19 protein-coding genes are annotated in these 21,206 nt (G+C 65.3%); 14 read left to right on the forward strand and 5 right to left on the reverse strand.

The window, feature by feature from the left end:
- Window positions 1-212 precede the first annotated feature (212 nt).
- The 5 genes from ARGLB_RS08090 to ARGLB_RS08110 all read left to right on the forward strand — a co-directional run bounded on the left by ARGLB_RS08090 (window position 213) and on the right by ARGLB_RS08110 (window position 5,177).
- Window positions 213-746: a hypothetical protein gene (locus ARGLB_RS08090; RefSeq protein ID WP_003800980.1), complete on the forward strand. Its 534-nt coding sequence runs from the start codon at window positions 213-215 to the stop codon at window positions 744-746.
- An 82-nt stretch (window positions 747-828) separates the two neighbouring features.
- Window positions 829-1,305, forward strand: a complete 477-nt coding sequence (locus ARGLB_RS08095; RefSeq protein ID WP_003800982.1) for a hypothetical protein — start codon at window positions 829-831, stop codon at window positions 1,303-1,305.
- A 119-nt stretch (window positions 1,306-1,424) separates the two neighbouring features.
- The gene (locus tag ARGLB_RS08100) at window positions 1,425-2,585 is read left to right on the forward strand and encodes an NAD(P)-binding domain-containing protein (RefSeq protein WP_003800984.1); all 1,161 of its coding nucleotides are present in this window, start codon (window positions 1,425-1,427) and stop codon (window positions 2,583-2,585) included.
- Between the two features lie 72 nt (window positions 2,586-2,657).
- Window positions 2,658-3,803, forward strand: a complete 1,146-nt coding sequence (locus ARGLB_RS08105; protein WP_003800986.1) for a class I SAM-dependent methyltransferase — start codon at window positions 2,658-2,660, stop codon at window positions 3,801-3,803.
- 120 nt (window positions 3,804-3,923) lie between these two features.
- The gene (locus tag ARGLB_RS08110; RefSeq protein ID WP_003800988.1) at window positions 3,924-5,177 is read left to right on the forward strand and encodes an ROK family protein; all 1,254 of its coding nucleotides are present in this window, start codon (window positions 3,924-3,926) and stop codon (window positions 5,175-5,177) included.
- A gap of 37 nt (window positions 5,178-5,214) precedes the next feature.
- Here ARGLB_RS08110 and ARGLB_RS08115 read toward each other — a convergent pair whose 3' ends face one another.
- Together ARGLB_RS08115 and ARGLB_RS08120 are read right to left on the reverse strand one after the other, a co-directional pair.
- Entirely contained in the window at window positions 5,215-5,412 is a 198-nt protein-coding gene (locus tag ARGLB_RS08115; protein WP_003800990.1) for a hypothetical protein, read from the reverse strand.
- Between the two features lie 89 nt (window positions 5,413-5,501).
- Window positions 5,502-6,506, reverse strand: a complete 1,005-nt coding sequence (locus ARGLB_RS08120) for a hypothetical protein (protein WP_245531501.1) — start codon at window positions 6,504-6,506, stop codon at window positions 5,502-5,504.
- A gap of 797 nt (window positions 6,507-7,303) precedes the next feature.
- Here ARGLB_RS08120 and ARGLB_RS08125 point away from each other — a divergent pair.
- Window positions 7,304-8,269 carry a methylenetetrahydrofolate reductase gene (locus ARGLB_RS08125; protein WP_003800994.1) on the forward strand — a complete coding sequence of 322 codons (966 nt, stop codon included), beginning with the start codon at window positions 7,304-7,306 and terminating at the stop codon, window positions 8,267-8,269.
- 57 nt (window positions 8,270-8,326) lie between these two features.
- Window positions 8,327-10,669, forward strand: coding sequence for a 5-methyltetrahydropteroyltriglutamate--homocysteine S-methyltransferase (metE, locus tag ARGLB_RS08130; protein WP_003800995.1), 2,343 nt, complete (start codon window positions 8,327-8,329; stop codon window positions 10,667-10,669).
- A gap of 192 nt (window positions 10,670-10,861) precedes the next feature.
- Here the strand turns inward: metE and ARGLB_RS08135 are convergent, their stop codons facing one another.
- Both ARGLB_RS08135 and ARGLB_RS08140 read right to left on the reverse strand, forming a co-directional pair.
- Window positions 10,862-11,371: a DUF2004 domain-containing protein gene (locus ARGLB_RS08135; protein WP_003800997.1), complete on the reverse strand. Its 510-nt coding sequence runs from the start codon at window positions 11,369-11,371 to the stop codon at window positions 10,862-10,864.
- A 45-nt stretch (window positions 11,372-11,416) separates the two neighbouring features.
- The gene (locus ARGLB_RS08140; protein ID WP_003801000.1) at window positions 11,417-12,334 is read right to left on the reverse strand and encodes a LysR family transcriptional regulator; all 918 of its coding nucleotides are present in this window, start codon (window positions 12,332-12,334) and stop codon (window positions 11,417-11,419) included.
- A gap of 125 nt (window positions 12,335-12,459) precedes the next feature.
- On the opposite strand from ARGLB_RS08140, the gene ARGLB_RS08145 reads away from it, so the two are divergent.
- The 7 genes from ARGLB_RS08145 (at window position 12,460) to nrdF (ending at window position 20,970) form a co-directional block, all read left to right on the forward strand.
- Window positions 12,460-13,824, forward strand: a complete 1,365-nt coding sequence (locus ARGLB_RS08145; protein WP_043418433.1) for an NAD(P)/FAD-dependent oxidoreductase — start codon at window positions 12,460-12,462, stop codon at window positions 13,822-13,824.
- Entirely contained in the window at window positions 13,821-14,546 is a 726-nt protein-coding gene (locus tag ARGLB_RS08150; RefSeq protein ID WP_003801004.1) for a DUF1365 domain-containing protein, read from the forward strand. The genes ARGLB_RS08145 and ARGLB_RS08150 overlap by 4 nt, the downstream gene beginning before the upstream one ends.
- Before the next feature lie 80 nt (window positions 14,547-14,626).
- Entirely contained in the window at window positions 14,627-15,901 is a 1,275-nt protein-coding gene (locus ARGLB_RS08155) for a class I SAM-dependent methyltransferase (protein ID WP_003801005.1), read from the forward strand.
- 453 nt (window positions 15,902-16,354) lie between these two features.
- Window positions 16,355-16,600: a glutaredoxin-like protein NrdH gene (gene nrdH / locus ARGLB_RS08160; RefSeq protein WP_003801007.1), complete on the forward strand. Its 246-nt coding sequence runs from the start codon at window positions 16,355-16,357 to the stop codon at window positions 16,598-16,600.
- A gap of 55 nt (window positions 16,601-16,655) precedes the next feature.
- Entirely contained in the window at window positions 16,656-17,162 is a 507-nt protein-coding gene (nrdI, locus tag ARGLB_RS08165; RefSeq protein ID WP_083839620.1) for a class Ib ribonucleoside-diphosphate reductase assembly flavoprotein NrdI, read from the forward strand.
- A gap of 26 nt (window positions 17,163-17,188) precedes the next feature.
- Complete coding sequence (gene nrdE / locus ARGLB_RS08170; protein WP_003801012.1) at window positions 17,189-19,345, forward strand: class 1b ribonucleoside-diphosphate reductase subunit alpha; 2,157 nt, start codon at window positions 17,189-17,191, stop codon at window positions 19,343-19,345.
- 650 nt (window positions 19,346-19,995) lie between these two features.
- A complete protein-coding gene (gene nrdF, locus ARGLB_RS08175) occupies window positions 19,996-20,970 on the forward strand; it encodes a class 1b ribonucleoside-diphosphate reductase subunit beta (RefSeq protein ID WP_003801014.1) in 975 nt (324 codons plus the stop codon).
- A gap of 140 nt (window positions 20,971-21,110) precedes the next feature.
- Here nrdF and ARGLB_RS24435 read toward each other — a convergent pair.
- The coding region (locus ARGLB_RS24435) for a hypothetical protein (protein ID WP_139023295.1) at window positions 21,111-21,206 on the reverse strand (96 nt) is incomplete at its 5' end.

The raw sequence follows: 21,206 nt of genomic DNA on the forward strand, positions 1-21,206 counted from the left end.
GCGTGTGGCGCAGCTGGTAGCGCACCTGCATGGCATGCAGGGGGTCAGGGGTTCGAGTCCCCTCAGCTCCACCAAGTAGCCGCCGGACCATGGAACAGACCATGGTCCGGCGGTTTTTCTCGTGGAGGCCCCTCTGCCGGTGCCGCCAATCTTTGACGAATCTTGGATATTCGTTGGCCCTGTCTTTCCCGCTTTGCCTTTAGAGTGGACCCATGAAAACGGGAGCGGCCCTGGTGCTGTCCGTTGCAGGAATACTCGCAGCGGGCTCGGCCGCACTCGCCGTCAATACACAGGTGCTCAGCGTCCCGCCCACCGGCACCGGCAATGCCAACGTCGTCCTGCTGCCGAATGGTCCTGTGCCACCGGCTCCTGCCGCTACTGCAGGGCCGACGACCACGCCCCAGGCAACAGACACGGCTGCCGGCACGCACAAGCTGGCCACCCCTGCGAAATCCAGCCCCGCAAAGCCGGGCCCCGCGGCATCCGGTGCCTCGGCAGCAAACGCAGCGAAACCGAACCCGGCAAACTCTGCCCCGGCGGCCACCGCGCCCGGAAATACCGGCGGTTCCGCGGCCGCACCATCGTCATTTGGACCCGGTGGCGGGACCGGCGGCGGAGGGGTGACAGTCCAGCCTGCCCCCCTTCCGGTCAGCGCGGTCCCCGTTGAATCGGGGGACGACAAGGGCGGCTTGCGGAAGGCGCCGGAGCCGGGCGATGACAGCGGCGGCCACGGCGCCGACGACTGAACGGAATCCGCGAGGGCAATCTTGGACAAGTCTTGGATTTCCCCTGCACCTATCCTCGACAGCGAATTCCTACTGTGGAGGCATGAAGACACGAGCAGCCCTCGCACTATCCGTAGCCGGCATTCTCCTCACCGGCGGTGCCGCCTTCGCCACCACCCAGTCGCTGGGCAACACCGGCCCGGGTACCAGTGACGACGCCAGGAGCGTCCCCGTAACGGACGACTCTGCCACCAGAACCCCGGCCCCCGCCGTCAGCCCCGCCACGGCAACCGCGAAGGCCAGTGATGACACGCAAGCCGACGACAGGAACGCATCAGCGGCCAAGAAGGCGTCCAAGCCTGCTGAACCGGGCGACGACAAGGGTGGTCCCCGGACCACCGCCGAGCCCGGCGATGACAACGGCGGATTCCGTTCAGACCAGGCCCCCCGGGTGGCGGAACCCGGCGATGACCACGGCGGGCTGCGGACAACGCCCGAGCCCGGCGACGACAAGGGCGGGGACCATAAGGGCACTGAGCCCGGCGACGACAGCAGCGGCGGCCACGGCAGCGACGACTGAGAAACGGGACTACCGACCGACAGCTCAAAGGGTCCTCCTGCACCTTGGTGTCCGAGAGGACCCTGCGCGTGCCGACGACGGGCGGCAGCCCGGGCCGGGACGGCGCTTAGGATGAAGACGTGGAGCGGATCAACGACCCGGGGAACGGCAGGGCCACCCGGCACGCCGACGTCGTGGTCATCGGTGCAGGGCAGGCCGGCCTCTCCGCCGCTTTCCACCTGGCCCGCCGCGGTTTCACACCCGCCCCGGCCGCAGAACGGCCGGGGGATCCGGCGGCAGCCGGTCCAGGGCCGACTTACGCGGTGCTGGACGCGTCGGACGGGCCGGGCGGAGCCTGGCGGCACCGCTGGAAGAGCCTGCTTATGGCCACAGTCAACGGCATCAGCGACCTTCCCGGAGTACCGCAGCCGGACGTCGACCCGGCGGAGCCAAGTTCCGCCTTCCTCAGCCGCTACTTCGCCGCCTACGAACAGCAGGTCGGCCTCGCCGTCGAGCGGCCCGTCAAGGTGCTCGCCGTCGAACGCGAAGACACTGATCCGGGCGGGCGGCTAAGGATCACCACGTCCGACGGCGGTTGGTCGGCGCGGGCGGTCATCAACGCCACCGGAACCTGGACGAGGCCGTTCTGGCCGATCTACCCGGGCCAGTTCACGTTCGGCGGCCGCCAGCTGCATGTGGCCGATTATGTGTCCGCCGAGGAGTTCCGGGGCCTGCACGTCATCGTTGTGGGCGGCGGGATTTCCGCCGTCGGACTCCTGGACGAAATATCAAAGGTCACCTCGACAAGCTGGTTCACGCGCCGCGAGCCCGTGTGGCGGGACGGGTTCGACCGTCAGGCGGGGCACGACGCCGTCGCACTCGTGGAAGACCGGGTACGGCAGGGTCTGCCGCCGCAGAGCGTCGTGGCTGCCACCGGGCTGATCTGGACTCCGGCCCTCCGGGCGGCAGCTGCGCGCGGCGTGCTGGACCGGCGGCCGATGTTCACCGCGATAGAACCCGGCGGCGTCCGGCTGGCCGACGGCGGGTTCCTCCCGGCGGACGTGATCCTGTGGGCCACCGGTTTCCGCGCCGAGCTGGAGCACCTGGCACCGCTGCACCTGCGGGGACCAGGCGGCGGGATTGCCATGGAAGGAACGCAAGTGGCGGCGGAACCCCGGGTGCACCTGGTGGGCTACGGCCCGTCGTCGTCCACCATCGGTGCAAACCGCGCCGGCAGGGCCGCGGTGACGGAAATCCTCAAACTCCTGGCGGCCCCCGCAGCGGCGGCGGATCCACGGTAGATTTGCACAGGTGAATTTTGCACTGGTGGATCTCCGCCCGCGCAACAAGCTAGGAAGAGGCGGCGGCAACACGTGACAGAAAACGGTCTTGGGCAGGTCCTGGGCTCGCTTCGAAGGCACCCGGACGTCGAGGCCGCCAACCTTCAGGCCTGGGACGCCACCGACTCCCTCCTGCTGGACGCCGCTTCGGGTCTGCTCACCCCGGACAGCACCGTTGCCGTCATCGGGGACAACTACGGGGCGCTCACGCTCGGGCTGCTGGCCGGCGGTCCCGGCCCGGTGCCGGCCGAGGTCAGGGTCCACCAGGACCTGGTGACGGGGGAGCGGGCGCTGCGTAACAATGCGGCGGCCCTGGGAGTCGCGGCAGGATTCACCCAGCTGCCGCTCGGCACCGAACTGCTGTCCGGCGCGGACCTGGTCCTGCTGCAGCTTCCCAGGACGCTCGCTGAACTGGAAGAGATTTCCGACGCCGTTGCCCGGTACGCGCCCGCCGGCGCTGTTTTGCTTGCCGGCGGCCGGGTCAAGCACATGTCCCTCGGCATGAACGCAGTGCTGGGAAAGTACTTCGCCAAGGTTCAGCCGCAGCTGGCCCGGCAAAAATCACGGCTTCTCATTGCCTCGGACCTGCTGCGTGCAGAGGGAACTCCGCCCTATCCCGTGACGGACCACAACGCCGAACTCGATCTGGACATCTGCGCGCACGGGGCCGTTTTCGCGGGCACCCGCCTGGACATTGGAACCCGATTCCTGCTGACGTTCCTGCCGGAGATCCCTGCCGCCGCGAGGGCCGTGGACCTGGGTTGCGGCACCGGGATCCTGGCAGCCATGTATGCCCGACGAAACCCCGGAACCGAGGTCCTGGCCACTGACCGGTCTGCGGCCGCAGTGGCGTCGGCTGGAGCGACTGCCCGGGCCAACGGCCTGGCCGGCATCACGGCCGTCCAGGATGACGCAATGAGCACCCTTCCTGCCGGAAGCGCGGACCTGATCCTCCTCAACCCGCCGTTCCACCTCGGCTCCAGTGTCCATGCCGGAGCGGGGCTGAAGCTGTTCGAGGCAGCGGGCCGGGTGCTGGCGCCCGGAGGCCAGCTCTGGACGGTTTACAACAGCCATCTGCGCTATGGGCCGGCCCTGGAGCGGCTGGTCGGGCCCACCACGGTGAAGGGCCGGAACCCCAAATTCACGGTGGCCGCCAGCGTCAGGCGGGCCGCCGGTTGAGCGCCGCCGGCCGTCGTCGAACCGCCCCGCGCCGCCCGGCGCGTGGGCGTACCCGTTACCCGGGGCGTAACGTACGATTCAGACATTGATAGTGGCCAACAGCAGATGATAGGGGAATCCTTGACCGAGATCCGCCAGCCCTCACCGAGGCGCGGAACCAACCTGCCCCGGATGGGCGACTTCAACCTGACTGTCATCCTTGACGCCATCCGCCGTGCCGCCGGAGGGCTCAGCCGCGTGGAACTGGCCCAAATCGTGGGCCTGTCCCCGCAAACCATTTCGAACATCTCCCGGCGGCTGCTGGACCAGAATCTCATCGTTGAGGCCGGCAAAGAGGGCAGCGGACCCGGCAAGCCCCGGACCATCCTGCGCCTGAATCCCGCCGGCATGTACGCGGTGGGTGTGCACCTGGACACTGCTGTGGCGACGTTCGTCGTCCTGGATCTGCTGGGCGCAGTGGTCCAGCATTCGAGCCTGAAAACGCCGGACAGCTCCCGGCCCGAGGCAGTCATTACCGCCATCGCCACCGAAATCGACAATCTGATCGAGGCCTCGGGCGTGGACCGGGCCAAGATTGCAGGACTGGGCGTGGCGGCGCCAGGCCCCATCGACCACGACAACGGACGGGTGGTGGAGCCGCCGCTCCTTGATGGCTGGGACAGTGTGCCGCTCCGGGATGCGCTGGCCGAGGCAACGGGCCTGTCCGTCCTTATGGACAAGGACGTCACCAGCGCGGCGGTCGCCGAAACCTGGGCCGGCGGGGCCAGCGGCGCCGGCAGCTTTGTTTTCATGTACATGGGCACCGGCATCGGCTGCGGCATCGTCCTCAACGACGAGGTTGTCCGCGGCACATCGGGCAACGCCGGCGAGATCGGCCACATCATCGTTGATCCGGACGGAGCCCCCTGCGACTGCGGGCTGCGCGGCTGCGTCAAGTCCACCTGCATTCCGCAGGTCCTGGTCGCGCAAGCCCAGGCAGCCGGCATCCTGGATGAGCCCGGCACCGCCACCAGCGGTTCTGCCGTCCAGGAACGGTTCGCCATGCTGTGCGAAGCCGCCGACGCCGGCAACAGCCAAGCGGCCGCCATCATCGACAAGTCAGCCGAACTGGTGGCCAGGGCGGCGTCAGCGGTGGCCAACACCCTGGACGTGGACCGGGTGGTGTTCGGCGGCCCCTTCTGGCCTCTGCTGTCCGGACGCTACCTGGAGAAGATCCCCGGCCTGATCCAGCAAAGCAGCGACACCGGCAACATCCACGCCGTCGAGGTGGTGGGCACAGGTGTGGGGGAGGACGTGGGAGCCGTGGGTGCTGCCTGTTTGGTCCTCGAGCACACCCTCGCGCCCCGGGCCCAGCGGCTGCTCCTGGAGGGCTGAGGCTATCTGAGGGCTGAGCCTGCTTGAGGGTTGGGCTTCAGTCGATGTCTTCGACGATCGTCCCGTAGGGAATAGTGTCGTCGAGGTGTGCCTGGTGTCCCCGCGGAACAAAGAGCACACGGACGCCATGCAGCTGGTCCGCTGCCGACTGTAGAAGGACCGGACGGACCATGTCAACGAAGCTCGGGTCCTTGCCGACGAGATATTCCTCGTAGCTGGCTGGTAGCTGGATCATGGCATCAGAATAGACCTGTTCATGCGCCAAAGGGAGGTGCCCGGAGCGTCCGCTCCGGGCACCTTTCCGTTATTGGACGACCGCACTGACTAGTAGCCGGGCTGAGCTGTTGGGCTGTCGGTGCTGGCCGGGCTGCTGGCAGGCGCAGACGATTCCGTGGCAACCTCAGCCTGGTCTGTCTTGGCGTAGACGTTCTTGCTGACCTGGTAGGCATGCGTGTCCAGCTTGAGAGCCTCCTGGTTGACCTCCTTCAGCTTGGCATCGGTGAGCTGCTCGATCTTGGTGAGGTCCAGCGTCTCCTGGTCGGCGCCGCCCACAGCGGTCACCTTCACCAGGCCCGTTCCGGCCGAGTAGAACTTCCGCTGGTGGCCCACCGCAGGCTCCAGCGGGTTCCGTTCGTCAACCACCAGCACGTCGTCATAGCAACCCGTGGCGACACACACATGGTCGTTCAGTTTGAGGACCTGGCCGCAATCCAGGAAATCGACGTTGGGCGCGTGGGCCTGGACGTAACTTGGCGTGTTGGTCTGGGGGTCCGCCTGCATGGCGATGCCGGCCTGGGCCTCGTCCAGGCTATGGATGAAGGTGGACGGAGCGCCGGTGAACTTCCCGTTTTCGTATTCCTCGGGGTATTCACCGAAGAGCCAGACGGTGCCGCTGTTGGTCTGGGCGAAGAATGCCAGTTCGGATTCCACGAGCTCACCATCGGCGTAGTCCCGGTCCCACATGACCTGGGTCTTAACACCGTCGATCACCTTGGTCAGTCCCGTCACCGTGTGCACCACGGTACGTTTTTTGGTTCCCTCGGCACTTTTGACGTCGCCCGTGGTGGTGTACTGCATGCCCGGCTTCAGCGGGAACCACCTGTTGTCCACGTTGGGGGAAGACTGGAACTGGGAGGCATCGAAGTTGATCGCGGACCCCGGACCGCACAGCTCATCCGCGCCGGCCGTACCCGTCGTGCCGGGGGCGCTGGCCGCGGGGCCGGTTGAGGCAGGGCCGGTTGAAGTGGCCGGGGCCGACGTCGCTGTCGGTGCGGCGGAACCGGAGGTTGCCTGCGGGGCGGCATTTTGTTGCGGGGCGCATGATGTCACGGTGGTCAGCGCCAGAAGGAACACAAGGGCGGAGCCCGGCCCGCATGGTGATTTGTGAAGCGCTGATTTGTGGAGCGGGGGTTTATGAACCTGGGACATCTCGGTGGCCTTTCGCCGTGGGGATTTCTGGCTTCCAGCAACTCCACCGCGCCGTCAGTGCCGTGCCCGGCCCGCAGCAGAACGCTGGCGAACCGCGCCCTGCCAGTGGGCGAATCCCGGGATATGCGGTTCTCAGGACGGTGCGACGCAGGCCAATCGACGGGCGCGGATTATGTTCGCTCGGGATGATTCACCGAGCAGGAACCAGGAGAAGCATCCAGCCTCCTCAACCTGAGACCTTGCCGAATCCGATACGACGTGACAAAAGAATGGACTAATTTCTGCGGTTTGAAAAGGGGCAGGCCGGGCCGGTCACCGGCGGTCATTGCACCCCGAACTCCCTTTCGGCGAAGATAATTCTGAACGGGCTATCCAATCGGGCGTAAAGTGGCGTCTTAATTCGGCGTCAACTTGAAGGCGTCCCCGGGCGGCTTCTAGAGTTCTATATAAGTTACCGAGGTAACGTGTCAGCGATCCTCCGCTGCGGTGAGCCGCCTGCCGACCGCCAAGGAGGGTGTGGGTGCCCCCATGTGGGCCTGACATTTGCTCACGGTGGACTTCTTTACAGGCGTAACAGTCGCGGCTGCGCCCTGCCGAAGTCCGTCCCGTGTTCCCCAAACTCAATTCATTGACCGCATGCTGCACGGGCTTTCCGCCACGGCAGCGCAGCCTTCAATGGCCCAAAGCCAAGGACGCAAATGTCACCACCAAGCCTTATAGACACGCACCCAAATCTCTCCGATACCGCACCGGTGGCGCTCTCCTATGAGCTGTTTCCGCCGCGTTCGCCTGCCGCCGCCGAGACCCTGTGGACCACCATCCGGGAACTGGAAGCCACCGACCCCGACTACGTGTCGGTCACATACGGTGCCAGCGGCTCCAACCGGGACACCGCCGTCGAACTCATCAACCGCCTGGTGCTGGAGACCACCCTGCGCCCGCTTGCACACCTGACGTGTGTTGGCAACACGCCGACGGAGCTCGCGGAAATCATCGGTGAACTGCTCGACGCCGGCGTCCGCGGCATCCTCGCCCTCCGCGGCGATCTGCCCAAGGACAGCGGTGAACCGGTCAGCGGGTCGCTGCGCTACGCCCAGGACCTTATTGAGCTCATCCGCCGGGTGGAGCAGCGGCGCTCGGCCCTGCTGTGCGCCGGAAAGGTTGCCGTTGGTGTGGCGGCCTACCCGACGCGGCACCCGGAATCACCCAGCGAGGCCCACGACGTCGAGGTTCTGCTCGCCAAGCAGCGGTCCGGTGCCGACTTCGCGATCACCCAGGTGTTCTTCCACAGGGACCAGTATGCGGACCTCCTCACCAGGGCCCGCCGGGCCGGCGTCACCATCCCGATCATCCCCGGCGTCATGCCGCTGACCAGCCTGCGGAGGCTCAAGCGCCTCGGCGAGCTGACCGGCGTCGAACCCGCACCCGAGCTCATCGAGCGGTTGGCGGCGGCGGATACCGATGCCGAACGGCTCCAAATCGGCGTCAGCGCAACGGTGGACCTGGCCAACGCGGCCCTGGACGCCGGAGCACCCGGACTCCACATCTACACGTTCAACGAGCACCAGAGCGCCTTGGAGGTGCTGGACAAGATGTCGCTTGGCCGGCCGGCCCGCTCGTCCAGCCGCCTGACCGCGCTCGCCCGGCGCCAGCTCGCGAGCTGAACCGCATTCCTCCCCTAGACGTTCACAATTTTTTCCAACGATTGAAGGAAATTTCACATGACTGAACAGACTTCCGTGCAGAGCACGCCCTTCCCGTCCGCGTCCATCCTCGGCTACCCCCGCATCGGCCGCCGCCGGGAACTGAAGAAGGCCGTGGAAGCGTACTGGGCCGGCAAGATTGACGCCGCTGCCCTCGACACCGCAGCCAAGGAAATCCAGCTGGGCACCGCCAAGCGCCTGCAGGGCCTGGGCCTCACCGAAGCCGCTGCGGTTCCGGGCACGTTCTCCTTCTACGACCAGGTGCTCGACGCCGCCGCCCACGTCGGCGCCGTTCCGGCCCGCTTCGGCAACCTCCTCAACGCTGAGGGACAGCTGGACATCGACGGCTACTTCACCCTGGCCCGCGGCAACAAGGAACAGCAGCCGCTGGAAATGACCAAGTGGTTTGACACCAACTACCACTACCTCGTGCCGGAAATCGGCCCGGAGACCAACTTCGCGCTCACGTCCAACCGCATTGTTGAAGAGTTCGAATACGCCCTCGCCAACGGTGTGGAGACCCGTCCGTACATCGTTGGACCGGTCACCGTCCTGCTGCTGAGCAAGGCTTCCGACGACGCCCCGGCCGGCTTCAGCCCGCTGTCCCGCCTCGAGGACGTCCTGCCGGTCTACACCGCGCTGCTCGAGAAGCTGGCAGCTGCCGGCGCCAGCTGGGTCCAGCTGGACGAGCCCGCCCTGGTTGTGGACCAGGACACCCCGGAACAGGAAATCCAGGCCGCCGTTGCCCGGGCCTACGAGGTCCTCACGGCTGCAGCCACCCGCCCGCAGCTGTTCGTCTCCACGCCGTACGGTGCACTGAACGGCCAGCTCGGCACCCTCGCGGCCACCAACATCGACGCCCTGCACATCGACGTCTTCAAGGGCGAGGTTCCCTCCGCTGCAGCACTGGCTGCGCTGGGCGCCAAGACCCTCGTTGCCGGCGTCGTCGACGGCCACAACATCTGGCGCAACGACCTGCAGGCCTCTGCCAAGAAGATCGCCGAGCTGCAGAAGAGCGTCGCAAAGCTGGCCATCAGCACCTCCACCTCCACCCAGCACGTCCCGCACGACGTCGAGGAAGAGGTCCAGCTGTCCGAGCAGCTCCGCAGCTGGCTGGCCTTCGCCGACCAGAAGGCCGTTGAGGTTGTTACCCTCGCCGGCCTCCTGACCGACGCCGCCGCCGTGCAGCCGGCCGTCGACGAGGCCACCCGCGTCATCGCCTCCCGCGCCGCAGCCGAAGGCGTCAAGCGCGCCGACGTCCGTGCCCGCACCGCTGCCCTGACCCCGGCCGACTTCAACCGCTCCGAGTACGCGGTCCGCGAAGCCGCCCAGGAAGAGGCCCTGCACCTGCCGCCGCTGCCCACCACCACCATCGGCTCCTTCCCGCAGACCTCCGAAATCCGTTCGGCCCGCGCCCGCAACAACAAGGGCGACCTGACCGACGAGCAGTACGAGCAGCTCATGAAGGACGAGATCAAGCGCGTCGTCGACCTGCAGGAAGAGCTCGGCTACGACGTCCTGGTGCACGGCGAGCCCGAGCGCAACGACATGGTCCAGTACTTCGCCGAGAACCTCGAAGGCTTCGACGTCACGGTCCACGGCTGGGTCCAGTCCTACGGCTCACGCTGCACGCGTCCGTCCATCCTGTGGGGCGACGTCACCCGCAGCGCCCCCATCACCGTGAAGTGGGCCGAGTACGCACAGTCCCTCACGAACAAGCCCATGAAGGGCATGCTGACCGGTCCGGTCACCATCCTGGCCTGGTCCTTCGTCCGCGATGACCAGCCGCTGGGCGAGACCGCCAACCAGGTGGGCCTGGCGCTGCGCGACGAGATCGCCGACCTCGAAGCCGCCGGCATCAAGATCATCCAGGTTGACGAGCCCGCCCTGCGCGAACTCCTCCCGCTGCGCAAGGCCGACCAGTCCGCTTACCTGGACTGGTCCGTCAACTCCTTCCGCCTGGCCACCGCCGGTGCAGCCGACGCCACGCAGATCCACACGCACCTGTGCTACTCCGAGTTCGGCGTGATCATCGACGCGATCGACGGCCTGGACGCCGACGTGACCTCGATCGAAGCCGCCCGCTCCCGCATGGAGGTTGTCCACGACCTCGAGTCCCACGGCTTCGGCCGCGGCGTCGGACCCGGCGTTTACGACATCCACTCGCCGCGCGTCCCGGGTGAGCAGGAAGTCACCGAACTGCTGAGCACCGCCGTGAAGCACGTTCCGTCCCGCCAGCTCTGGGTCAACCCGGACTGCGGCCTGAAGACCCGCGGCTACGCTGAGACCGAAGCGTCCCTGCGCAACCTGGTCACGGCCACCAAGACGGTCCGCGCTGAACTGCTGGAAGCAGCCAAGTAGTAGCAGCCTAGTAACAGCACCGCACAAAAGTACGACGGCGGCCGGTCACCTCAGGTGACGGGCCGCCGTCGGGCTTTAACAATCGATTGATCCCCACCGGCACCCCCGCCTCGCAAGCTCGGCCAGGGAACCCTGCCGGCGTGGGCCTACGCCGTTTTCAGCGGTCAAAAGGGCCGTTGTGGAGCAACCGATTCAGGATTCCCAGACGATCTCGTCGTCGACAACGCCGTCCTCGTCGGCGGAGGCCACCAGGACCTCGTCCGTGAAGTGCTCGCCCAGGGTGAAGTCCAGAACAAAGTAGCGTTCGGGCTGGCCGGGGTAGATTCCCACGTGGCCGAGTTTCAGGGCCTTGAGGAACACCGCATTGGTGAGTTGGCTCTTGTCCTTGACGCCGAAGATTTTCTGCAGGTGCTCGTCCTTGATGGCGTTGCAGTGGAAGCGGAGGTACTCCTGCGGGCTGGTGCCTTCCTGCTCGAGCTCCTCGGCAATCATTTCCCTGACCTCGTCCACGAGCTCGGGAAGGTACCGGAGGCGGTAGTCCACCTTATGCATGGCCGCTTCGTCGAAGTGGTCATGGGCGTTAATGTTCAGGTCGAGCTCAAGGCGTTGACCGGCCAGCTCGTGCTCCGCGGCAACGTTATGGTCCCTGCCGTGGTTCAGCTCGATTACTCCGAAGTGCTGGCTCGCTACCTTGGTGGTCATATCTTCAACATAGACCCGAAAAGCAGAGCATTCCAGCTTCGGGGCTCATTTAACTGAGTGCCCCAGGGCGCCCATCGTTTCCGCCAGCAGGTCCACGAACAGCTGCACCCTGGCCGTCTTCTTGTCATTGATGAGCAGTGCGAAGACGTTGCGGGCCAGCCGGATCTCCGGCACGTCCAGCACCACGACGCCGGCCGGCCGGTGGAGCAGCGCAAGTTCCGGCACCAGTGCTGCCCCCAGACCGGCGGCGGCCATTTCGAGGCTGGCGTGGAAGTCGTCGCTGTAGGCCACCACGCGGGGGTGCAGGTTGCAGCCGGCGAAGAGCCGCTCAATGACGGTGGCATCGCTCGTACCGGGATGGTGCATGATCCACGGCATGTCCGACAGATGGTCCGCAGCCACCTTCGCGTCGGTGCGGAATCCCCACCCGGCCGGCAGGACCACGCGGAAGTTGTCGTCGCCGATCCACTGCCGGTTGATGGTATGCGGCCAGGCGAGCCCGGACTGCCCCACCTGGTACACGAGCGCCACATCGGTGTCGCCGCCGGTGCGCAGCCCCTGGATGGTCTGGGCCGGTTCCGCCACGGAAACCTTTAAGTCGATGCCCAGGCTCTTCCATGCGGGACTGCGCAGGATCCGCGGCAGGACGTAGGTGGCAAGGCTCGGGAAGATACCCAGCCGGAGCTCCTGCGTGGTGGTGTCCTGCGTTTTAGAGGCTGCGGCCATCAGCGCCTCGATGTCGGTGAGGACTTTGGCCGCGTGGCGCGCCATCACCATCGCCGCGTCGGTGGGAACCACGCTTCGGGCGGAGCGCTGGAACAGGCGGACGCCGGTGTCCCGCTCCAGGGCTGACATCTGCTGGGACACCGCCGAGGCGGTGTAGCCAAGCCGGGTGGCCGCGGCAGCGAAGGAACCCAGCCGCGTCACCTCAAGGAGTGTCCTTAAATGCACGGGGTTGACCACCAGCCAACCTTACTGCGGGTGCTGCGGGACAAGAAAAAGACGCCGCACCCATCCGGCCCCCGGCCAGTTCCGAATAGCCTTTGACTACCCAATACAGGGGCAACTGTTCAGCGGAGGAGCAAAGAGTGTCACCGAGCCCAGCACGGAGTGGAGACGAAAGGCGGCGCGTCGCCGTCGTCGGAAGCGGGGTGGCGGGCCTGACGGCCGCGCATATCCTCAGCCGCCGGGACCACGTGACCCTCTTCGAGGCGGATTCCCGGCCTGGCGGGCATGCCCACACGCATGACGTGCGGCAGGATTCGGGGAGCCTCGCCGTGGACACCGGCTTCATCGTGCACAACAACCGCACCTACCCGAACCTCATCCGGCTCTTCGCCGAGCTGGGCGTGGAGACGCAGGATTCGGACATGACCATGAGCATCCGCTGCGACGGCTGCGGCCTGGAGTATGCCGGCGCCAAGGGCGCGTCGGGTGTCTTTGCCAGCCCTGCCAGCCTTGCACGGCCCCGGTTCCTGCTGATGCTTGCCGAGATCCTGCGGTTTTGGCGGAAAGCACGGGCGCTGCTGGCCAGTCCGGCCGGCGGGGGACCGGAGGAAACGCTGGGCGGGTTCCTCGAACGTGAACGCTTCAGCGGCTACTTCACCTCGCACTTCATGGCGCCGGTGGTCAGTGCGGTCTGGTCCTGCGACCCCACCACCGCCCTGGCCTATCCCGCCCGGTACCTCTTCACCTTCCTCGAACACCACGGCATGCTTGGCATCAAGGGCTCGCCGCAGTGGAAGACGGTGAAGGGCGGATCCCGGCGCTACGTTGACCGTGTGGTCGAAGGTCTCCAGGATGTCCGCCTCTCCAGCCCTGTGCTTGCCGTGCGCCGGATCCCCACCGGAGTTGAGATTACGACGGCGGCCGGTACCGAGCACTTCGACGCCGCGGTTATCGCGGCCCACCCCCGCGAGGCGCTCGCCATGATGGCTGAACCGACCCCGGCGGAGGTCCAGGTTCTGGGGAACATCCCGTACTCCGTCAACCACATCAAGTTCCATCGCGATCCCGCAGTGCTGCCGCGCAGAGGCGCCGCCCGCGCGTCGTGGAACTACCGGCTGCCGTCCTGTGCCGCCCGCCCCGGACACGTGCTGGTCAGCTACGACCTGACCCGGCTGCAGCGCCTCAACCCCGACGACGGCGGCAGCTACATCGTGAGCCTCGGCGAATCCGAACTCATCGAGCCGGACTCCGTGCTGCAGGACCTCGTCTACGAGCACCCCCAGTACACGCCCGAATCTGTGGCCGCCCAGGAACGCCTTGGTGAACTGGGTGACCACCGGCTGGCCTTCGCGGGCGCCTACCAGGGCTGGGGCTTCCATGAGGACGGCGCCGCCTCCGGTGTGCGGGCGGCCGCCCAACTGGGCCGCGAGTGGGAGGATCCCTTCGTTCGGGTGGCGGAGCCTGCTGCATCCGATGCCGGCCAGGCCGCGGAGCTCGTGCCATGACCGCGGCCATCTACCGGACCAGCATCCGCCATGTGCGGCAGGATCCGCTGAGGAACGCCTTCACCTACCGCAGCTACAGCTGGTACGTCGACGTCGATGACCTGCCGAAACTGCCCTGGTGGCTGCGCCCCCTTGCCGGATTCCACGCGAAGGACCATCTTGGGGATCCGGCGGCAAGCATCCGCGAGAACGTGGACCGCTTCCTCGCCGTGAACGGTGAAGAGCCCGACGGCGGCACCGTCACCATGCTGGCCAACGCCAGGGTGCTGGGCCACATCTTCAACCCGATCAGCATCTTCTGGTGCCACGGACGTGACGGAGCCCTGCGCTCTGTCATCGCCGAGGTCCACAACACCTATGGCGAACGGCACTGCTACCTCCTGCACCCGGACGGCACCGGCCGTGCCCGGACGGACAAGGAATTCTTCGTTTCCCCGTTCAACGAGGTGGACGGCAGCTACCGGATGAGCCTGCCGGAACCCGCGGGCAAACTCGCCGTGGCAGTAGTGCTGGAGCGCGCCGGACGGAAGCCATTCACTGCCACCATGACCGGTGACCGGCGGCCCGCCACAGCCCGCAGCATCCTGGCTGCGGCAGCTGCGGTTCCGTTGGCGCCGCTCCGCGTTGTCCTGCAGATCCACTGGCAGGGAATCAAACTCTGGGCCCGCGGGCTGCCCATCATCAACCGTCCCGACCACCGAGCACAGGAGGCCGTCTCGTGACTCTCACAGAACCGTCATACACCAATCCCGCTAACACGGATCCTTCACCCCAAAGACAGGCGCCTGGCGGGGCCGTCAGGGTGCCGCCGGCGCCGGCGGTCATCGACGCCGAGGTGTGGCCCGGCGTCGCCCGTCCGCCCGCTGGGATGAAGGCGCAGGTGGCCGGGAGGGCGGCCGATGCGCTGTTCCGGGCGGCGGTCCGCCGCCTGCCGCTCCGGGTGGAATACCCGGACGGGACGGTGCTGGGCGCCGGCGGCGCGGAGGAGCCGGTGATGACCATGGTCCGTCCGGCGGACTTCGCCGTCCGAATCGGCGATAACGGGCTGATCGGGCTGGGGGAGTCCTTCATGGCGGGGGACTGGGAAGCGCCAGACCTCGCGGGGGTCCTGGAGGTCTTTGCCTCCTCGGTGGACACGCTCATCCCCGTGCCGCTGCAGAAGCTCCGGAGCCTGTACCTGCCAAGGGCACCCCGGCAGGAGCGCAACACCGAACAGAACACCCGCGGCAACATCTCCCGGCACTACGACCTCTCGAACGAGCTTTTCGCCAACTTCCTCGACAGCACCATGAGCTACTCCGCGGCGCTGTTCCCGGCCTCGGCCGGCCAGCTGGCAGAGGCGGGCTGGGATGCCCTGGCCGGAGCGCAGCAGGCCAAGATCGACAGGCTGCTGGACAAGGCCGGCGTGGGGGAGGGCACCCGGCTGCTTGAGATCGGCACCGGCTGGGGCGAACTTGCCCTGCGGGCCGCAGCCCGCGGTGCCACCGTGCATACGGTCACGCTCTCCAGCGAGCAGCAGGCGCTCGCGCAGCAGCGGATCGCGGAAGCCGGTTTCTCCGGGCAGGTCACCGTGGGACTGCAGGACTACCGCGCCGTGGAAGGCGAGTACGACGCCGTCGTCTCGGTGGAGATGATCGAAGCGGTGGGCTACGACTACTGGCCCGTCTATTTCCAGACCATCGACCGGGTGCTGGCGCCCGGCGGCAAGGTGGCCATCCAGGCCATCACCATGCCGCACGGGCGGATGCTCGCCACCCGCAACGCCTACACCTGGGTGCACAAGTACATCTTCCCGGGCGGGTTCCTGCCGTCGGTGCGGGCGATCGAGAGCGTCACGGAGCAGCACACCACCCTTCGGGTGCGTGAACGCCGGGGGATGGGCGATCACTACGCCGCCACCCTCCGCCTGTGGGAGGAGCGGTTCCTGCAGCGGGGGCAGGAAGTGCGGGAGCTCGGATTCGATGAGGTCTTCCGGCGGATGTGGCTGTTCTATCTCTGCTACTCGCGGGCCGGCTTCCAGTCCGGATACCTGGACGTCCAGCAGATCGTCCTGGACCGCCGGGAGGCACAGCTCTAGTTCGGCGTTTGCTTAATCACAGTGGGGGCCCCGAAGCATGCTTCGGGGCCCCCACTGCTGTGTTCCGGGCCACTCAAAAGGCGGCGTCCGGGGTGTTGCGACACGCCGTCTGCGGGACGACACGCTGGCGTTTAAATGTGTCTAAGTACTCCACAGGGTGTGGATTCCGTCCGCCAAAAACCCGGAAATCCGGACATTTTGCGGGCCCCGGCCTGTGGATTAAAGGTGCATTAAATGACATACTTGTAATACATCATCTTGGGGTCCCATCCGGGGCCGCGCACTACATGTAGTATCGACATACAGATTGAGCGGGAGACCGGCGCAGCCAGTACTGGACGGTAAGGTCCGGGCAGAGTCCACCGCTACGATGCCAGAGATTTAAAGACAGAGACACCAGCAAGGTCTCAGAAGAGTGCAGCAGCAGTGACTTCAACAAAGGGGACAGGAACCATGACCGTTACGGTTTACACCAAGCCGGCCTGCGTACAGTGCAACGCCACCTACCGTGCGCTGGACAAGAAGGGCATCGCCTACCAGAGCGTGGACATCTCCCAGGACGCGGACGCCCTTGAGCGCCTGAAGTCGCTCGGCTACATGCAGGCACCGGTCGTCGTCACGGACCAGGACCACTGGTCCGGTTTCCGTCCGGACAAGATCGACGAGCTGGCGCTCAGCGCGTCCGCTTCCGTGGCCTAAGGCTGCGCCCACGCCGTTTCCGGCAGAGAATTCCCAAGTAGATGAGGTGACTCGCATGGCCGCGCCGGCACTTGCCGATGCGCCGGCCGCAGCCCGCGCTGCGGACACGACGCCCGTCAGTCAGACACCGCCCGTGAACCAGACCCACAGCCGCCTCATCTACTTTTCCTCGGCCTCCGAAAACACCAGGCGCTTCATCGGCAAGCTTGGTGCGGACGCCGCAAGGATCCCCCTGCATGCGAAGGATGCACCCCTCATTGCCTGTGAGCCGTTTGTGCTCATGGTCCCCACCTACGGCGGGACAGGCGGGGAGGGTTCAGTGCCGAAGCAGGTCATCAGGTTCCTGAACAACCCGGAAAACCGGCGCCTGATCCGTGGCGTCATCGGGGCCGGAAACACGAATTTCGGGGACAACTACTGCATGGCAGGCGACATCATCGCCGCCAAGTGCAAGGTCCCCCACCTATACAGGTTCGAACTCATGGGTACGCCGGAAGACGTCTCCCGTGTACAAGAAGGATTGGAAGAGTTTTGGACACGACTGTCGCAGACACAGAAGTAACCAGGCCCGAAGGAAAGGACGCGTCCATGGACACGGCTGTTGAAAAGCAGGAGAAGCCGGCGCTCCCCGCTGCCTATAAGGGCCTGGGCTACCACGAGCTGAACGCGATGCTGAACCTGTACGGTCCGAACGGCGAGATCCAGTTCGAGGCTGACCGTGAGGCCGCCCACCAGTACTTCCTGCAGCACGTGAACAACAACACGGTCTTCTTCCATGACCTGGAGGAGAAGCTCGACTACCTGGTGAAAAACCAGTACTACGAGCGCGAAACCCTCGACCAGTACACGATGAACTTCATCCGTGACCTGTTCAACCGCGCCTACAAGAAGAAGTTCCGCTTCGAGACCTTCCTGGGCGCCTTCAAGTTCTACACGTCCTACACGCTGAAGACGTTCGACGGCAAGCGCTTCCTGGAGCGCTACGAGGACCGCGTGTGCATGGTTGCCCTGCACCTGGCCCGCGGCAACGAGCAGCTGGCCCTGCAGATGGTGGACGAGATCATCGAGGGCCGCTTCCAGCCGGCCACCCCCACGTTCCTGAACGCCGGCAAGAAGCAGCGCGGCGAGCTGGTCTCCTGCTTCCTGCTCCGCATCGAGGACAACATGGAGTCGATCGGCCGCTCCATCAACTCCGCGCTGCAGCTGTCCAAGCGCGGCGGCGGCGTGGCGTTCGCGCTGACCAACATCCGCGAGGTCGGTGCTCCGATCAAGCAGATCGAGAACCAGTCCTCCGGCGTCATCCCCGTGATGAAGCTCCTCGAAGACAGCTTCTCCTACGCCAACCAGCTGGGTGCCCGCCAGGGTGCCGGTGCCGTGTACCTGCACGCCCACCACCCGGACATCTATCGGTTCCTGGACACCAAGCGCGAGAACGCGGACGAGAAGATCCGCATCAAGACCCTCTCGCTCGGCGTCGTGATTCCGGACATCACCTTCGAGCTGGCCAAGAAGGACGAGGACATGTACCTGTTCTCGCCGTACGACGTCGAACGCGTCTACGGGATGCCGTTCTCCGACGTCTCGGTCACCGAGAAGTACTACGAGATGGTGGACGATTCCCGGATCAAGAAGACCAAGATCAAGGCGCGCGAGTTCTTCCAGACCCTTGCCGAGATCCAGTTCGAATCCGGCTACCCGTACATCATGTTCGAGGACACCGTTAACCGGGAAAACCCGATCGACGGCAAGATCATCATGTCCAACCTGTGCTCGGAGATCCTCCAGGTCTCGCAGCCCACGACCTACCACGATGACCTGTCCTACGATGAGACCGGCAAGGACATCTCCTGCAACCTGGGCTCGCTGAACATCGCGAAGACCATGGATTCGCCGGACTTCGGCCTGACCATCGAGACGGCCATCCGTTCCCTCTCGGCGGTCTCGGACATGTCCAACATCACCTCGGTGCCGTCCATCGCCCGCGGCAACGACCAGTCGCACGCCATCGGCCTGGGCCAGATGAACCTGCACGGCTACCTGGCGCGTGAGCGGGTCCACTACGGCTCCGAAGAGGGCCTGGACTTCACCAATATCTACTTCTATTCCGTGGTGTTCCACGCCGTCCGCGCGTCGAACCTGCTGGCCATCGAGACCGGCCAGACGTTCGGCGGCTTCGAGAAGTCCAAGTACGCCTCGGGCGAGTTCTTCGACAAGTACACGGAGCAGGAATGGGTGCCGCAGACCGAGAAGGTCCGGGAGCTCTTCAAGAACGTGCACATCCCCACGCAGGATGACTGGCGCGAGCTGAAGGCCTCCGTCATGGAGCACGGCATCTACAACCAGAACCTGCAGGCCGTCCCGCCGACAGGCTCGATCTCCTACATCAACAACTCCACCTCCTCGATCCACCCGGTGGCGTCCAAGATTGAGATCCGCAAGGAAGGCAAGATCGGCCGCGTGTACTACCCGGCGCCGTACCTGACGAACGACAACCTGGAGTACTACCAGGACGCGTACGAGATCGGCTACGAGAAGATCATCGACACCTACGCCGCCGCTACCCAGCACGTGGACCAGGGCCTGTCGCTGACGCTGTTCTTCAAGGACACCGCCACCACCCGCGACATCAACAAGGCCCAGATCTACGCCTGGCGCAAGGGCATCAAGACCATCTACTACATCCGTCTCCGCCAGCTCGCGCTGGAAGGGACGGAGGTTGAGGGCTGCGTCAGCTGCATGCTTTAACCTGCTGGTCGAGCCTGTCGAGACCGAGGGAAGCGTAGGACGGCGGGTGCCCGCCCGCCGTCCTGATCCCAGACTTAAAAGTTTGAGGAGCCATGCGACAACATGACTCCTCAATTCGTCCCGGTAACGAGACGGTTCCAAAGTTGCACCTTGGACTGTTGAGTTTACAGGAGTTGTCGGTCGTCTGTCGACGACCCTCCTTTCCGGGACTTGGGTTCCGAAAGGAGACGAAATGGCACGGACCATCCGGCGCATTAGCCGCACCATCCGTATCACGATCCGGCCGCTCTAAGGGCGGCTGCGTGACCTGTCCGAAACTCAGCAGAAAGGAGGAAACCTCCAATGGCTAAGGGTTCATACCGTAGCGCCAAAACCGGTCGCTACGTAACGCCGAAGTACGGCAAGTCGCACCCGTCGACGACTGTCAAAGAGTCGAAGTGATGCATTTCAATAATCAAAACCGCAAGCGGGCTCACAGGAGTGAGCCCGCTTGGCGGCGTTAAACTGTCATTAGATGACAATAATTTCAACGCTATGAACCCGAACACTCAAAGGCCAGATGATGCCCGGCTGGCGGGTCTGAGGGGCTAGGATTGGTAGTCGATTGGCCGGACATATTCTGGCGTGAAACCACCATGCGGAGGAAATTTATGACCGAGAAGGTCAAGCTGCTGAGCCACGTTGAGGCAATCAACTGGAACCGCATCCAGGACGACAAGGACGTGGAGGTCTGGAACCGCCTCGTCAACAACTTCTGGCTGCCGGAGAAGGTGCCGCTGTCCAACGACGTCCAGTCCTGGAACACGCTCACCCCGGCCGAACAGCAGTTGACCATGCGCGTGTTCACCGGCCTGACCCTGCTGGACACCATCCAGGGCACCGTCGGCGCTGTTAGCCTGATCCCGGACGCGCTTACCCCGCACGAAGAGGCCGTGTACACGAACATCGCCTTCATGGAGGCCGTGCACGCCAAGAGCTACTCCTCGATCTTCTCCACCCTGTGCTCCACCAAGGAGATCGACGACGCCTTCCGCTGGTCCACCGAGAACGAGAACCTTCAGAAGAAGGCCCAGATCGTCATGGACTACTACCAGGGCGACGACCCCCTGAAGCGCAAGGTGGCCTCCACGCTGCTGGAGAGCTTCCTGTTCTACTCCGGCTTCTACCTGCCGATGTACTGGTCCTCGCGCGCCAAGCTGACGAACACTGCAGACCTGATCCGCCTGATCATCCGCGACGAGGCCGTGCACGGCTACTACATCGGCTACAAGTTCCAGAAGGGCCTGGAAAAGGTTTCCGAGGCACGCCGGCAAGAGATCAAGGACTACACCTTCGAACTGCTCTTCGAGCTGTACGAAAACGAAGTCCAGTACACGCACGACCTCTACGACGGCGTCGGCCTGGCTGAGGACGTCAAGAAGTTCCTGCACTACAACGCCAACAAGGCGCTGATGAACCTAGGCTACGAGGCCATGTTCCCGGCGTCCGTCACGGACGTGAACCCGGCCATCCTGTCGGCCCTGTCGCCGAACGCCGACGAGAACCACGACTTCTTCTCGGGGTCCGGTTCCTCGTACGTGATCGGCAAGGCCGTCAACACCGAGGATGAGGACTGGGACTTCTAGGTCTTCTTTCCCTGACGCCCTCCTGCGGTCCCCGCTTCCCGAACAGGGCAGCGGGGACCGCATTTTTTGGGTCTCAATCAATACTGCTCCGATGAGAACCGGACCCTCATTCGGAGAATTGGCTTACCCAGGCGCCAACGCTATCCGCTGACCACTCCTGTCCGTGCCTTCCAGACGAGCCGGCCGCCGCGGAAATCCGACTCGCGGCCGCCGGGAACCGCGAACTCGTCGGTGAC

The organism is Arthrobacter globiformis NBRC 12137 (assembly GCF_000238915.1).
GTDB classification, from domain to species: domain Bacteria; phylum Actinomycetota; class Actinomycetes; order Actinomycetales; family Micrococcaceae; genus Arthrobacter; species Arthrobacter globiformis.

What these genes read in the sequence shown, in the direction of transcription:
- nrdE (WP_003801012.1), top strand. Translation starts at nt 17,189, where the DNA reads ATGGACACGGCTGTTGAAAAGCAGGAGAAGCCGGCGCTCCCCGCTGCC.
- ARGLB_RS08090 (WP_003800980.1), top strand. Translation starts at nt 213, where the DNA reads ATGAAAACGGGAGCGGCCCTGGTGCTGTCCGTTGCAGGAATACTCGCA.
- ARGLB_RS08125 (WP_003800994.1), top strand. Translation starts at nt 7,304, where the DNA reads ATGTCACCACCAAGCCTTATAGACACGCACCCAAATCTCTCCGATACC.
- ARGLB_RS08095 (WP_003800982.1), top strand. Translation starts at nt 829, where the DNA reads ATGAAGACACGAGCAGCCCTCGCACTATCCGTAGCCGGCATTCTCCTC.
- ARGLB_RS08115 (WP_003800990.1), bottom strand. Translation starts at nt 5,412, where the DNA reads ATGATCCAGCTACCAGCCAGCTACGAGGAATATCTCGTCGGCAAGGAC.
- metE (WP_003800995.1), top strand. Translation starts at nt 8,327, where the DNA reads ATGACTGAACAGACTTCCGTGCAGAGCACGCCCTTCCCGTCCGCGTCC.
- ARGLB_RS08135 (WP_003800997.1), bottom strand. Translation starts at nt 11,371, where the DNA reads ATGACCACCAAGGTAGCGAGCCAGCACTTCGGAGTAATCGAGCTGAAC.
- nrdI (WP_083839620.1), top strand. Translation starts at nt 16,656, where the DNA reads ATGGCCGCGCCGGCACTTGCCGATGCGCCGGCCGCAGCCCGCGCTGCG.
- nrdH (WP_003801007.1), top strand. Translation starts at nt 16,355, where the DNA reads ATGACCGTTACGGTTTACACCAAGCCGGCCTGCGTACAGTGCAACGCC.
- nrdF (WP_003801014.1), top strand. Translation starts at nt 19,996, where the DNA reads ATGACCGAGAAGGTCAAGCTGCTGAGCCACGTTGAGGCAATCAACTGG.
- ARGLB_RS08150 (WP_003801004.1), top strand. Translation starts at nt 13,821, where the DNA reads ATGACCGCGGCCATCTACCGGACCAGCATCCGCCATGTGCGGCAGGAT.